9 protein-coding genes are annotated in these 13,771 nt (G+C 54.2%); 2 read left to right on the top strand and 7 right to left on the bottom strand.

The window, feature by feature from the left end:
• Nucleotides 1-11 precede the first annotated feature (11 nt).
• From OHL19_RS20470 to OHL19_RS20460, 3 genes are all read right to left on the bottom strand, one after another.
• A complete protein-coding gene (locus tag OHL19_RS20470; protein ID WP_263359694.1) occupies nucleotides 12-2,123 on the bottom strand; it encodes a beta-N-acetylhexosaminidase in 2,112 nt (703 codons plus the stop codon).
• 59 nt (nucleotides 2,124-2,182) lie between these two features.
• Nucleotides 2,183-3,862 carry a sugar porter family MFS transporter gene (locus OHL19_RS20465; protein ID WP_263359693.1) on the bottom strand — a complete coding sequence of 560 codons (1,680 nt, stop codon included), beginning with the start codon at nucleotides 3,860-3,862 and terminating at the stop codon, nucleotides 2,183-2,185.
• 203 nt (nucleotides 3,863-4,065) lie between these two features.
• Nucleotides 4,066-5,181 carry an SIS domain-containing protein gene (locus tag OHL19_RS20460; protein WP_263359692.1) on the bottom strand — a complete coding sequence of 372 codons (1,116 nt, stop codon included), beginning with the start codon at nucleotides 5,179-5,181 and terminating at the stop codon, nucleotides 4,066-4,068.
• Between the two features lie 165 nt (nucleotides 5,182-5,346).
• On the opposite strand from OHL19_RS20460, the gene OHL19_RS20455 reads away from it, so the two are divergent.
• Complete coding sequence (locus tag OHL19_RS20455) at nucleotides 5,347-6,132, top strand: DeoR/GlpR family DNA-binding transcription regulator (RefSeq protein WP_263359691.1); 786 nt, start codon at nucleotides 5,347-5,349, stop codon at nucleotides 6,130-6,132.
• Nucleotides 6,133-6,151: 19 nt separating this feature from the next.
• Here the strand turns inward: OHL19_RS20455 and OHL19_RS20450 are convergent, their stop codons facing one another.
• From OHL19_RS20450 to OHL19_RS20440, 3 genes are all read right to left on the bottom strand, one after another.
• A complete protein-coding gene (locus tag OHL19_RS20450) occupies nucleotides 6,152-8,815 on the bottom strand; it encodes a glycoside hydrolase family 3 protein (protein ID WP_263359690.1) in 2,664 nt (887 codons plus the stop codon).
• 2 nt (nucleotides 8,816-8,817) lie between these two features.
• Entirely contained in the window at nucleotides 8,818-10,305 is a 1,488-nt protein-coding gene (locus tag OHL19_RS20445; protein WP_263359689.1) for a glycoside hydrolase family 125 protein, read from the bottom strand.
• A gap of 102 nt (nucleotides 10,306-10,407) precedes the next feature.
• Entirely contained in the window at nucleotides 10,408-11,187 is a 780-nt protein-coding gene (locus tag OHL19_RS20440; protein ID WP_263359688.1) for a copper homeostasis protein CutC, read from the bottom strand.
• A gap of 408 nt (nucleotides 11,188-11,595) precedes the next feature.
• On the opposite strand from OHL19_RS20440, the gene OHL19_RS20435 reads away from it, so the two are divergent.
• Nucleotides 11,596-12,948, top strand: a complete 1,353-nt coding sequence (locus OHL19_RS20435) for an alpha-L-fucosidase (RefSeq protein ID WP_263359687.1) — start codon at nucleotides 11,596-11,598, stop codon at nucleotides 12,946-12,948.
• Between the two features lie 6 nt (nucleotides 12,949-12,954).
• On the opposite strand, the gene OHL19_RS20430 is transcribed toward OHL19_RS20435, so the two are convergent.
• On the bottom strand, nucleotides 12,955-13,740 hold the full coding sequence (locus OHL19_RS20430) for a DeoR/GlpR family DNA-binding transcription regulator (protein ID WP_263359686.1): 786 nt from the start codon (nucleotides 13,738-13,740) through the stop codon (nucleotides 12,955-12,957).
• Nucleotides 13,741-13,771: the final 31 nt, after the last annotated feature.

Here is a 13,771-nt window from a genome sequence, read left to right as displayed (position 1 = left end):
ACTTCACATTACTATTGTGCAGCCTCGACCGCAGGCATGCCAAAAGTCTCAGCGGGCGGCAGTCCCTTGTTGTTGTCAAAGCTGCGAATCACGGTTGCGAAAGCATATCCGCGTTGTTGCCAGCGCTGCATCTCCAGATCGAAGCGAACCATCACATTGCCGAGCCAATAGGGACGATTTTCGGCGAGCCATACTTCGCGATACTGATCCTTGATTGCGGAGTAGGCATCGCGCAGATCCTGGCAGCGGCCATTGTTGCTGCTGATGGCGTAGAGGGAGTTGTCGAGCACACTGGAGTGGTCCATATCGTGCTGACGCTTGTATACGGTTGCGTAGAAGTGCTGCATTTCGTCGCCGTACTGGAACTTCATTCCGATCAAATCGAGACGGCGAGCTCCAAGGTCCATGGCTTCTACGGCAGCCATTTCTTTGAGATGTGGATTGGCGGTGCGGACCTCGGTGAGCAGGACTACGGCGCGCTCTGCGTGTTCTCGAAGCTCGGAATTGTAGGGGCGCAATTTGGTTGAGATAACCTGACCTTCGGCGCTCCAGGGATCCATCCAGAAGAGGTCGTTCGAATTCATATCGACCTTGGCTTTGCCGAAGACTGCGTTGGCTGCAATCAGCTCTTCCTGTGCCTGGTTGATCTTGCCGCTGAAGTCTTCATGGAGGATTGGTCCATAGACGGCTTTGTAGGCAGGGATTGAGGCCTCTCCTGGCTGCCAACCTGCTGCGGAGGTAAAGAGTACGCCGTACCAGTCTTCGTTGAAGAGACCGTCGCCATCGTCGTTCCAGACTGTTGTCAGGAGGCCGGTGCTGCCGAGACGCTGGCCGTCGCGGGCGAATCCTTGAATGTTGGGTAGCGAGATGGAGTTGTCGGGGTAGACCAGGTTCCAGTTGGCGACGCCGGGGGCAACCCAGGTTTCAATGCCGTTGTCGGCGAAGGGCTTGATGTACTGGTCATAGCTCTTCTCAGGGTCATAGACCCACGGAATCGCGATCATATCTTTTGGAAGGCCTGCGACGGCTTTGGGATCGCTGCCGCCGATGTCTCCCCAGAAAAGTAGACGACGATGGAGAGGCGCAAGCTCTTTGTCGATTGAAGCGAGGAATTGTACGTAGGTCGGTCCGAGGCCATTCTTTTGAACTTGATCTTTGGTGCGACCAAGGCCGAGATCGAATGTTTCATCAGCGCCGATGTGGATGAAGGGAGAAGGGAACTCTTCGGCGATCTGGGTGAACCAGTCGTGGATTAGCGGCAGTGTTCCAGACTGACCTGGAGCAAGGACAAATCCATGCGGGGTTTCTGCGTCGTCTTTGTACAACTCATATTTCAAAACATGATGGAGATGTCCGAAGGCTTCCTGCTCGGGGACCACTGTGACGTGATATTGCGTGGCGAACTTGACTAACTCGGCTACGTCGGCGCGCGTCAGTGCTCCTCCGCGCGGAGCGGCCATTGGCGCTTTGTCATAGGCGAGCGTGTGTTCGATATAGGGTGAGTAGATATTCATCTTCACCGAGGCAAAGATTTCGATCTGGTGCTTCTGAAACTCGAGAGTTGGTACTGGACCGCGCGAGAGGTCATCATCCATGCCGCGATACTTCATTGCAGGCCAGTCGCGGATCGTTCCTGTGGGCAGTCCGGATTGAGGATCGCTCGTGGTCAGGAGCTGGCGGAGGGTCTGCGCGCCATAAAAAACTCCTGCACTGGTTGATCCAATGATAAATGCCTCTTTTGTGCGGATGACCAGGATGTAGCCCTGGTCTGTCATCTCCGGCGCAAAGGTCAATTTCTCTTCGGATAGGATGTCGTGAGCTTTGCTGGAGTCTGCGCGAAGGATGGTTACCGGATAACCTTGCTTGCCGCTTACCGGAGCTTCTTTGGTGATGGTTCTCGCGGCGAATTCGTCCTCGGCATCGTGGCCGGGAACGCGGACTTCGACTTTTTCCGGCGTGTCGATTTTGCCGGAGAGGTGGAGTTCGCGAGGCTGCGGCAGCAGGTGAGTTTCAGCGAAGGCGCCGGTTGCGGGGGCGATTAGCAGGCAGAGCCCTGCGCTGAGGCAGAGCGTTTTCACAAAACCATGGCGAAGTACAACAGATGTCTTGCAGGTGTTCGACATTTCGCTTGTCTCCGGCCCGTTATGCGAGCCTCTCGTTATCATGCATGTGCTGTTCGGGCTTATGCCTTTACGCTGTTTCGTTCGAAATACATCTCTATCTCTTCAAGTGACTTGCCCTTGGTCTCTGGAACCAGGAATGCTGAGGTCAGGAAGTAAAGCGTGGTGCAGCCTGCCCAGAAAAAGAACATGGCGAAGTAGCCATAGTTGCCTACAACTGGCAGGAAGACTCCGGCTATGAGTGTGGAGATGCCTTGATTGAGCAACAGAGCGATACCCATGCCCATGGCGCGAATGCGCGTGGGCATGAGCTCTGAAAGCATGAGCCAGACTACAACACCGGGGCCGAAGGAATAAGAAGTAATAAACAAGGCGAGACAGATGGTGATGAGCCAGCCGGTTGTTTCCGTGGGTACTGGCCCATACTGAGCGCGCTTGATAACGAGCGGAGATGTCGCCGTTGTATCTGCAGGGATGGTCAGAACCGGAACGGGATCGTTGCTCAGTACAGTGGCTACCTTGTTGCCGGAGCCAGTCGAGTAAAGGACGGTCAGGGCCATCGGACGTCCATTTTCCGCCGGGCCTAGCGTGGATTCGTTTATGGGTATGGTGAGCGCGTTGTTTGCGACAGAGGTTTGTACGCGGCTCAGCACATCTCGTTTTTGCGATTCAAAACTATGGAAGACAATTCCGCCGGCAAGAAACGCGATAACAATGCCAGCTGTGCCGAGATTGAGCAGGAACTTACGTCCTTTTCTATCTACCAGCGCGACACCGATAATTGTCATAACGCAATTCAACACCTTGACGACAACATCCCCTTGCGTAGCGTGACTGGCGGTCATGCCAGCCTGCTTGAGAATGATCACCAGGTATGCCATTACGGAGTTAATGCCGGTGGTTTGATTCAGCGAGAGAATGATGCAGGCGAGCAGGAATGGCCAGACATACTTACGCTTGAACAGCGAACCGGAGGTTTGTTCTTTTTTGTTTTCGAGAATAAGCGCCTGCATTTCGCGCATCTCGATTTCAGCCTCTTCGGGCGAAACAGAGCGCAACAGGGCTGCCCTGGCTGCGTCTACTTTGCCACGGCGAATGAGCCATCGGGGTGTTTCGCTCAGGAAAAAAGATCCGAGAAAAAAGATGATTCCGGGATAGATAACGGAGAGAAACATTCCGCGCCAGGCGTGGTTCTGGGCGAGTCTGATCAATTCCTGATTGCCTGCAGCGGCTGTGATGGCGGCCTCTGCCTGGCGGGTATAGAAGAAGCCAGTAAGCGCGGCGACGACGATACCAAAGGTGAGCATGAACTGGAAGATTGCCGTGCCGCTTCCGCGACGTTTGGAGCTTAGACATTCAGCGAGGTAGAGGGGCACAACGACTGCGATGACTCCTCCACTCATGCCTTGCAGCAGGCGACCGACGAAAAGCGATACGAATCCCTGCGAGACAACGATCAGGCCTACGCTCACCACGAACATAAAGCCGCTGACGATCATCATTTTCTTGCGACCGAACCAATCGGCGAAGAAGCCCGCGACCAGGGAAGAAACTGTACCTCCGCCGAGCACTGCGGCTACGAGAAGGGAAGTTTGTTCGATGGAAAGATTGATCGTCTTATTGAGATACAACAAAGCGGCGGCAATAATGCCTACATCAATGCCGTAGAGAAGACCACCCAAGCCTGCGATGAAAAGTAGAAACCTGCCATAGAGCACTCTGTTGCGGGCATTCGCAGACAATGGGCAATCCTCCGAAGAAAGTCGATCCGAGGTAATGACTATATTCAAAAAACAAAGAGCCGTTGCAGGCAGGCCCTGGAGAGTTTGGCTGGATTCAGCTTGTGAGCATTATATGGCAAGATGATCAGGCTGGCGATCTATCGATCAGGAGAGGTTTTGCCCCTCTATGAGCTACGCCAATATAGGCTCATAGAGGGGTAGTATCAGGCTTCGATGACTGCTTTAGAGAGATTGCGGGGGCGGTCGACATCTACGCCATGTTCGAGTGCCATGAAGTAGGAGAATATCTGAAACGGGATAACTTCCGAAACGGGGAAGATGTGTTCGGAGAGAGGCTCGACGTAGATGCAATCGGATACGAGGCGGGCGACGTCTGCATCCCCGGTATTGGCGACGGCGATCACGGTAGCACCCTGGGTTTGCAGGTCGGCGAGCAACTGTAATGTCTTCTCATAACGAACACGCGAGGCTTCCAGATTGCGATCGACCGTAGCGACAATTACGACGGGTACGCGGTCGCTGACGAGTGCATTGGGGCCGTGCTTGAGTTCGCCGGAAGGATAGCCCTCGGCATGTACGTACGAGGCCTCTTTGAGCTTGAGAGCGCCTTCACGAGCGATGGGATAGTGGACTCCGCGGCCCAGATACAGGAATGTTGAAGCGTTGCGGTACTTATGCGCCAGGGCTTCGATGTCTTTCTCCCAGGCTTCGAGTTGTGCGTCGAGTTGATCGGGAAGCGCCTGGAGCTCGGCCAGGTGTGCGGCGACGGTTGCTTCACTGAGACTGCCGCGGCGCAAGCCCTCATTGAGAGCGAGCAAATAAAGAACGACGAGCTGGCAGGTGAAGCTTTTGGTTGCAGGGATTGCGAATTCTTTGCCGGCACCCAGGGGCAGTGAAACGGTTGCTTCGCGGGCCATGGATGAAGTGGCCACATTGGTGATGGCGAGGGTCCTTTGTCCGCGGCTCTGTGCTTCGCGCAGGGCTGCGAGCGTGTCTGAGGTCTCACCGGACTGGGAGATCACGATGACGGAGGGATGACGGGTTTCTTCGCTGCCGCGGCAACTGTATTCGCTGGCATATTCCACATCGACGGCGAGGCCAGAGAGATCTTCAAGTGTGACCTCGGCGCAAAGGCCGGAGTGGCGGCTGGAGCCGCTGGCTGCGATCAACACTTCGCCGCCTGCGTTAGCCCATGCGGCTACGGGCGCCCATGCTTCCGCTTTGAGGCTTGTGCCTTCTACGTACATTGCAAGCGTGCGACGGATGGCGTCGGGTTGTTCGTAGATTTCGCGCAACATGGCATGTGGAAATTGACGCATCCCGGTATGAACCTCCGGCTGCTTCGCTTGGGCGAAGAATAGATCAGCTAATGATCATAATAAGGCAAATTGATCAAACACCTGCGCCTTTTTCCTAAACTGGAAGCATCTTGCCGTGCGAAAGTCGTAGTGGTAAGCACTTGCCCACAGGTAGAATCCTCAGGTATGCCCACAGAACTGAACGGTCGCGCCGAAAAGATCATGAAGTTCCTGCTCCGAGAGGGAGCAGCTTCTATTGAAGAGATTTTGAACGAAGTTGGGTCTTCCGCGCCAAGTATTCGGCGAGATCTGGTTTTGCTGGAAAATCGTGGGCTCATTCGCAGAACGCATGGCGGAGCGACACTCGTCGAGCCGCTGTTGTATGAGCCTTTTCGGTATGATCGCTCTTTCCAGGCTCGCGAACAGCGGTATGCGGAAGAGAAGCGCCGAATTGGTCTGGCGGCAGCGGAACTAATTCAAGAGCATGAGACGATCGGGCTGACCGCGGGCACCACGGCAACTCTGGTTGGACGCAGCCTGCGGCACCGGCATCATCTGCAGGTGGTTACGAACGCGATCAATATCGGAATGGAGCTTTGCAATCAGCCCGGAATTCGAACTTATCTGACGGGTGGCGCAGTGTCCTGGGCATGGTCGTTCTCGCTGACGGGTAATGCGGCGTTGAGTTTTCTCAATGACGTTTATATGGACAAGGTTTTTCTGAGTGTGATTGGTTTTGATACCGAGCGTGGTGCGACGACACTTGAGGCGGATGAAGCACTGGTGTTTCGAAAAATGTTGAAGCAGTCGAAACAGGTGATTGTTGTTGCGGATTCGAGCAAGCTGGGCGCGGTGAGTCCTGCGTTTATCTGCCCGGTCAGTGATGTACATCTTCTTATCACCGATACTGGTGCGACGGATGAGGATGTGGCTCTTTTTACCAGCCGAGGCGTGAAAGTGGTTCGCGTTTAAAGAGACAACAGCTTAGCTATCAGGGCTTCTGGATGGCTTCGCCGGTGATCTCGAAGCTGGTTCCATCGGTAGTCAAGTCTTTCGGTTGGGCATCTCCGATGAAAACTTTATATGAGCCTGGGCGTACCGCTCTTATCCCATCTGTGTCGACGAGGCTCAACTGGCGCTGAGTCAGCATGAAGTTCAAGGAACGCGACTCCCCAGGATTGAGGTGTATGCGCTGCATGCCCTGGAGCGTGAGCCGCGGCGCTCCGCTGCCTTGCGGAGGAATCAGGTATAGCTCGGCAACTTCGTCACTGGCGATGTGGCCGGTGTTCGTAACCTTTGCTTGAACCTGAAGGGATTGCCCGGCGCGCAGAGTTTTTGTCGATGGGGCTGCGGCGGAATATTGGAATGAGGAGTAGCTCAATCCAAAGCCAAAGGGGAACTCTACTGGTCGATCGAAGTACCGATAGGTGCGGTTAGACATAGAGTAATCCGTGAAGGCGGGCAGGTCTTCGATGGATCGATAGATGGTGACGGGAAGATGACCGGAGGGAGAGATGCTGCCACTCAGGATGTTGGCCAGGGCATGGCCACCTTCTTCGCCGGGATACCACAATTGAAGCAGGGCAATGGGTACGGTCATGTTCGAGATGATGGAGGCGGTTGAGACTGCACTGCCGGATGTGATGCCGATAACCATTGGCTTATGAAGTTTTGCCAGTTCCGATAGTAGCTTGCGTTGGGCCTCGGGCAGACTAAGGTCGGTGCGATCGCCACCGTCGAAGCCGGGGATTTTAATTCTCAGCGCTTCGCCTTCTAATGCCGGCGATAATCCAACCAGTGCGAGGAGGATGTCGGCATCTTTTGCTATGTGCAAGCTCTCCGCGAGTTGCGCCTCTGCGGGTGCTTCCCATTCGAGATGAATGCCTTGATCTTCACCGGTATGCAGCAGTTCAAGTTGGATTGTATGAGCGTGTGTGTCTTGCCAATTCACGGATAGCGAGTCGGGGACGTGTTCTTTTGTCCCATCATCTGAGAGCACTAGCTGTTTGTCGATCAAGAGACGATAGGCATCGTGGCCTTTGCAGTCGAAGCAGCGGTCGACTGCGACGTGTAATTTATATGTGCCTGGAGCAGGCGGAATGAGTGAGCCGGTCCAACGTATTGAATAGGCCGTGCCGGGCTGTGCAGCGAGAGATTGAGCGGCAGGTGAGATGTGATCGAAATCGAAATCTATGCGGGAATCGCTGCGTGTGAAAGCCGGTTTTCCGGTGAGGTCGGGAGTCGGGAAATATTCGGCGTGAAGACCGTTGCCAACGAAGGCTGTTGAGGCGATTGGGACGCTGACACCTTGCGCGAGTGTGCTTCCCTGCGCGTAGGTGATGATCGCGTTCTGGGGCAGCCAATGCCTTAACTCTTCGAGAAGGGTTTGTGTATTGCGGGTTGTGCCGTGGTAGTTGGCTTCGATTGTTGCGAGCATATCTGCAGTGGGGCCAATGACCGCGATGCGTTTTCCGTGCAGGTTGAGTGGCAGCAGAGGAGTAGGTGTTGATGTATCCGTCGTCGTGTTGTTGCGGAGAAGAACGATTGACTCTTCGGCTGCGCGGAGTGCAATAGCACGGTGATCTTCTGTATCGATTTCATTCGATGAGATCTTTGAATAAGGAGAGCAGTCCGCTGGCTGCAGCATTCCCAGGCGTAAACGCGCGAGCAGGAGACGATGGAGCGCACGGTTAATATCGGGAAGCGTTATGAGGTGTTGGTTCAGTGATTCATTGAGGTGGCTGTAGGCATTGCCGCAATTCAGATCAGTGCCTGCTTTGAGTGAGTCTGCAGCGCCGTGGGCATGGTCGGCTGTGTAGTGCAGATATTCCGTGACCTCATCTACTGCATCGCAATCGGAGACAATGTAGCCGTTGAATCCCCAGACGTTGCGTACGCGATCTTGCAATAGTGCGGTGTTGGCGCATGATGGGATGCCGTTGATGGCATTGTAGGAACACATCATTGCATCGGCGTGGCCTTCGATCGAGAGCTGGCGAAACGCTGGAAGATATGTGTCGGAGAGATCGTGCTGGCTCACGATGGAGTTAAAGCCGTCGCGGATGGACTCCGGGCCACTGTGAACTGCGAAGTGTTTTGGAGTTGCGTCGGCTTTGCGGTAGAAGCCATCTGGCCCCTGGATGCCGCGTACAAAGTGAGCTCCCAATTCGCCGGTCAGATATGGATCTTCACCGTAGGTTTCCTGTCCGCGTCCCCAACGTGGATCACGAAAAATATTAATGTTCGGGGACCAGATGGTCAGACCTGCATAGCGTGCTGAATCGACGTCGCTGTGCGAATTGAACTTGGCGCGCGCTTCTGTTGATACGACGTTGCCGACTTGTTGCAGCAAGTCTGGATCGAAGGTGGCAGCAAGGCCTATCGCTTGTGGGAAGACTGTTGCGTAGCCATTGCGTGCGATACCGTGCAGTCCCTCATTCCACCAGTTGTATGCAGGGATGTGCAGCCGCGGGATCGCGGGCGCGCGATCCTGTAACTGTGCGATGCGCTCCTCTGGAGTCATTTGTGCAATCAGGTTTTCTATCTTCTGATCGAGTTGTTGCGGAGTGAGTGTTGCGGCGCACTCCTGCTGAGCGAGTACCGGAAGCGTCGGGAGTACAAGGCTTATCGCTACAAGCAGGAGGCGCAATTTCATCGCTATAACTTCTCTGCGAGCAAGTGAGGTTTTTCCGTGGATAGTTTGACGATCAGTTCGCCAAAGAGAGTGTTCGCCCACGCAAACCAGGGGCGTGTAAATTGCGATGGATTATCCGGGTGGAAGGTTTCGTGCATGAAGCCTGTTCCCGCGGTTGTATCGCGGAGCCAGCGCAGGCATTGGCGAATCTCTGTATCGCTGGTGGAAGTGAAGGCGCGCATCATGATCGACATGGGCCAGACGCTGTTGAGTCCTTCGTGAGGACCACCGATGCCTTCGGCTGCGTTGCCGCGGAAGAAGTAGGGATTGGCCATGCTCCACGCGAAGTTGCGTGTGCGCTGATATAGCGGATCATCCAGCTTGCAGCAGCCGAGGTAGGCGAGACTCAAGAGGCCGGGTGCGTTGGCATCGTCCATCATCAATGCGTTGCCGTAGCCATCCACTTCATAGGCCCAGATCTCGCCATGCTCAGGATTGTGAACGATTCCGTGTTGGCGCACGGCGGCTTCGACCTCGGTTGCGAGTGCGTGACATTCGGCTGCCAGCTTCTGGTCCTGGACTGTGTGCGTCGCCAGCTCCGCTAATTGACGAAGGCTGGTTACAGCAAAAAGATTTGCGGGTACGAAGAGCGGATAGACGCAGGCATCATCGGAAGGACGAAAGCCAGAGAAGATCATGCCCACGGGTTTAGCGGGATTACCGAACCCACTGAGTGGCAGAGTGTCCGTTGGAGCAAGAGCTTCTCTTTGGAAGGAATATGGGCCTTGGTCATGCTTGCGCTGTTGTTCGCGAAAGGTCTGGACGATCTTCCATGCGGAGGCCTGCCACTGCTTGTCAAATGGATTGCCGGCCGATGTAATCGAACCAGATCCGGCGGCTTTCCAGTAGCCGTAGGCCAGGCGAATCGGATAGCAGAGCGAATCGATCTCCCACTTACGCTCGCCCACCCCGGCGATGTGTGTTGTTACATCTTTGACAGCCCAACTCAGAGGCGGGTCAGAAGGACTGTGCAGGAAGGCGTTTGCGTATGAGTCAAGCAGAATCAACCGCGCCTGGCGTCGAATCAATCCTTCTACGAAGGTGCGCAGGCCTGGGTCTTCATTCACCAGCGGAAGATAGGGAACCACCTGCGCAGATGAATCGCGCAACCACATTGCATCGATGTCGCCGGTGACTACGTAGGTATCCGGCTTGCCCTCAAAGGTGCCTACGGTCACGGTCGTATCGAGGGTATTGGGGAAACAGTTCTCGAAGATTGTTGCAAGATTCGCGTCGGCGATCTTTGGCTTTAGGCGCGTGATGAGTGCTTCAACCGCGGGGCTCTGAAATCTGCGATCTGCGAGCGCTGGCCGTGCGTGAGGTAATGCCGAGGCTGAGGGTATCGCTGTCGAGAGACTGTCGGTCGCCATGGCGGTTAGTCCATGAGCCTGAATGGTGAGGGCGGCAGCACCCATGACGAAACTACGACGACTTGGCAGAATGGGCGACATCCGAACGCTCCAATAAGTAGAAAATTTAAAACTTCCACCTCTATCATCGCTCACTGTACTGATGTTTGGATCATCATATGGCAGGTACTTGTCACTGTGAAGCTAGCGTGTCAATTGGGAGCTATGGGAGCTTACCTGCTCAGACTGGAAAGCATCGTTCAATCGGCTGATTGCCAGCTTTACATCTTCTAAGAAGACATCTCCCATCGAGATTGAATCGGTTGTTGCATGCGTTTGTGCAGCAGGCACAGGGGATTTGGCAGCTTTGCGGATGAGCGAACCATGTAGATATGTGACGCCTGTCTTGCGAGCGACCTCAAGCATGTTAGAGAGAGAAAGTCCTCCGCCAGCCATGATGGTGATTCGATTGCCGGCTTGCTCTCTCAATGCACTGATCTGATCTGCCCCTTCGAGAACGTTGGCCTTGCCTCCTGAGGTCAAGAGACAATCCGCTCCCGCGGCTATTACATCCTCCAGTCCCACATCCTGTACAAGCACTTTATCGAAGGCTCGATGGAAGGTGATCTTCAGAGGTGCTGCCAGTTCGGCAATTTCGCGGGTTCGTTTGACGTCGACGCGGCCATCGGGGAGCAGCAGGCCGATGGCTACTCCGGCTGCGCCTGCGGTTTTCGCTTGCAGTGTCTGTTCCCTGATTAAGGTAAAGTCGGTGTCGTTGTAGACGAAATTGCCTGCCCGTGGGCGAATGAGCATGTGAACGGGAATGGAGACGGCCCGAACCGTGTCTACCATGGTGGCGAAATCTGGGGTAATACCGCCGGCGGATAGCTGGTGGCATAGCTCGACACGATCGGCGCCACCGGCCTCAGCAATTCTGGCGGCTTGGAGGCTTTCGGCGCACAGCTCAAAAAAGAAGGTATTCATTCAGGGTTAGTGCCTATTCGAATTTTCTGACTACAAACAACACTCAAGGTGACCCTCAGCAGTCGAGTACTGAGGGCAGGGAATAGAGATGATTTGAAAAACAACGATGTTCAACCAGAAAGTGCTAACTTTTACGGATCATGGCAGGATGGGGCCTGCCCATTGATCATATCGGCTAGAAATGATCATATCAATGCTTCCGAGAGATCAATAATCCCTCAAGATTCTTAATTCGGTATTTCTCGATTCATTTAAACCTTTTTGAAGTCGGGCTTCGAATGGTTTGCGGACTGATGAGTTGTAGTGCTGATGTTGGATTAACCAGCAAAGAGCACCTCTCCTGGCGGCAAATTGCGGTGAGATACTAACGGATAACGAGAGGGAAAAATGTCGAGCTTTACTTCGAGAATGTTTGAGAAAGTGGTAGCAACGAGCCTGTGCTGGGTTTTGGCTGGAGGACTCGCCACGGCGCAGAGTTTCCCTGACATCAAGCCCGCTCCGCAGCAAACGGCATGGCAGGATCTGGAATTTGGCGTGATTCTCCACTTCTCGACGAATACATTTCTCAATAGAGAGTGGGGCGATGGAACAGCTGATCCAAAGGTCTTCAATCCGACCCAGTTTGATCCAGATCAATGGATGAAGGCGATTCGTGATTCGGGTGCGAAGTATGTAGTGCTTGTGGCGAAGCACCATGATGGTTTTTGTCTATGGCCGACAGGCCAAACAGAGTACAGCATAAAGAGCAGCCCCTGGAAGGATGGCAAGGGGGATTTGGTCGGCGATGTTGCACGTTCTGCGCGTAAGTACGGTTTAAAATTTGGAGTTTATCTCTCTCCCTGGGATCGTCATGAGCCGCGATATAAAGACTCCGCGGAATATGACAAGTACTACCTGGCCGAACTAGAGGAACTGGTGCAGAATTACGGTGATCTTGTGGAGTTCTGGCTGGATGGGGCAGGGAGCGCGGGCCATGTTTATAACTTCCCAAAGATTATGGAGACACTGCGAACATATCAGCCGAATACGGTTGTCTTCGCGGATACGGCGTTGTTTGAATACGGAGATGCGCGCTGGGTCGGGACAGAATCCGGCCGCGTAGGTTATGAGAACTGGAATGTGATTGATCGGCACGGCTATCTGCGTTGGCGTCCGGTTGAGGCGGATACTCCGCTGCGAGACTTGCATTGGTTCTGGCATCCAGATGATGAGAAATCACTGAAGAGCGTGGATGAACTGGTCAATACGTATGAGCAGACAGTGGGCCGCGGGGCGCAGTTGATGCTGGGTGTCGCTCCTGATAGTCGAGGGCTGCTGCCTGACTCGGATGCTGCGCGACTCAGAGAGTTTGGCGAAGCGATCCACAAGCGCTACGGTAATAATCTTGCTCTTGCTCATACGGCGGGTCCGACAGAAATATCGGTGGCCTTGGATAATGATCCTGACACATTCTGGACTGCTCCATCAGGATCGCACCATGCAACGCTCGAAGTGAACTTTGCGAAACCTGTGACCTTTGACCATGCCATTACTATGGAGTGGTTGAATGACGGCCAGAAGGTGCAGAAGTATGCGATCGAGGTCTGGTCGGAAGGTAAGTGGAAGCGAGTTGCCGGTGCAGAAGCGATTGGCCACAAGAAGATTGATGGATTCGCACCAGTAACTGCGAGCAGAGTGCGTTTGAATATTCTGTCCAGTACTTCAGAAGCTCAGATACGGGAGTTTCAGTTATATTTCACTGGCGCCGTCACGGCGAAGTGATGCGATTCAGACTCGCATCACTTCGATTCCGCTCTTTGTAAAGGCGAGCAGTGCTTCTTCCGAGATTCCATCATCGGTGATGAGCAGATCAATATCGGTTACGCTGCAGATTACAGCAGGGCTGACCATGCCTACTTTGCTGGAGTCTGCGACGACTACCACCTGCTTTGCCTGACGCGTCATGGCGCGAAAGACGGCTGCTTCATCTGCCTCGATGGTGGTTGCTCCGCGAACGGCATCTATGCCGCATACGCCTATAAATACACGGTCCATTACGACAACATTCAGACTCTCGATTGCAGTAGGACCAATCAGAGAGAATGCGTCTGCCCAGCGCATACAACCTCCGGTGAGTGTTGTATCGAGGCCATTGCTGCTGCTTAGTTCCATACCGATGTTTACTGCGTTGGTGATGATATGCAGGTTGCTGCGGTGGCGGAGGCTTCGAGCAACCTGGGTGGTCGTCGTTCCCGCTGTGAAGCCGAGGGTTTCGTTTTCGAGAACAAGTTGAGCCGCGGCTTGAGCGATACGTTGTTTCTCTTGAGAGAAGCGATCTTCACGAATACGAAAAGACGCGTCAAAGCGAAATGGTTCGTAGACGGTTGGCTCTGCGAGCATAGCTCCGCCGTGAGTACGGTGAACCAGGCCTCGTTCTTCAAGTCGTACAAGATCCCGCCGTACGCTGGCAGGGGAGGTTCCGAAGACTTCGGTCAGATCTTCGATCGAGGTCTTTCCATGGCTCAGTAGCAATCGCAGTATTTTATTTGCGCGTTCGTCAGTTTTGGATGACATAGCAATGAAAACGATTGAATCGGTGTACGAC

The sequence above is a fragment of the Acidicapsa ligni genome (assembly GCF_025685655.1).
Classification (GTDB): domain Bacteria; phylum Acidobacteriota; class Terriglobia; order Terriglobales; family Acidobacteriaceae; genus Acidicapsa; species Acidicapsa ligni.
This window is presented reverse-complemented; position numbering and strand designations above follow the sequence as displayed.

Coding starts and splice junctions, on each gene's coding strand:
- OHL19_RS20435 (WP_263359687.1), top strand. CDS start 11,596: ATGTTTGAGAAAGTGGTAGCAACGAGCCTGTGCTGGGTTTTGGCTGGA.
- OHL19_RS20455 (WP_263359691.1), top strand. CDS start 5,347: ATGCCCACAGAACTGAACGGTCGCGCCGAAAAGATCATGAAGTTCCTG.
- OHL19_RS20445 (WP_263359689.1), bottom strand. CDS start 10,305: ATGTCGCCCATTCTGCCAAGTCGTCGTAGTTTCGTCATGGGTGCTGCC.
- OHL19_RS20440 (WP_263359688.1), bottom strand. CDS start 11,187: ATGAATACCTTCTTTTTTGAGCTGTGCGCCGAAAGCCTCCAAGCCGCC.
- OHL19_RS20460 (WP_263359692.1), bottom strand. CDS start 5,181: ATGCGTCAATTTCCACATGCCATGTTGCGCGAAATCTACGAACAACCC.
- OHL19_RS20470 (WP_263359694.1), bottom strand. CDS start 2,123: ATGTCGAACACCTGCAAGACATCTGTTGTACTTCGCCATGGTTTTGTG.
- OHL19_RS20450 (WP_263359690.1), bottom strand. CDS start 8,815: ATGAAATTGCGCCTCCTGCTTGTAGCGATAAGCCTTGTACTCCCGACG.
- OHL19_RS20430 (WP_263359686.1), bottom strand. CDS start 13,740: ATGTCATCCAAAACTGACGAACGCGCAAATAAAATACTGCGATTGCTA.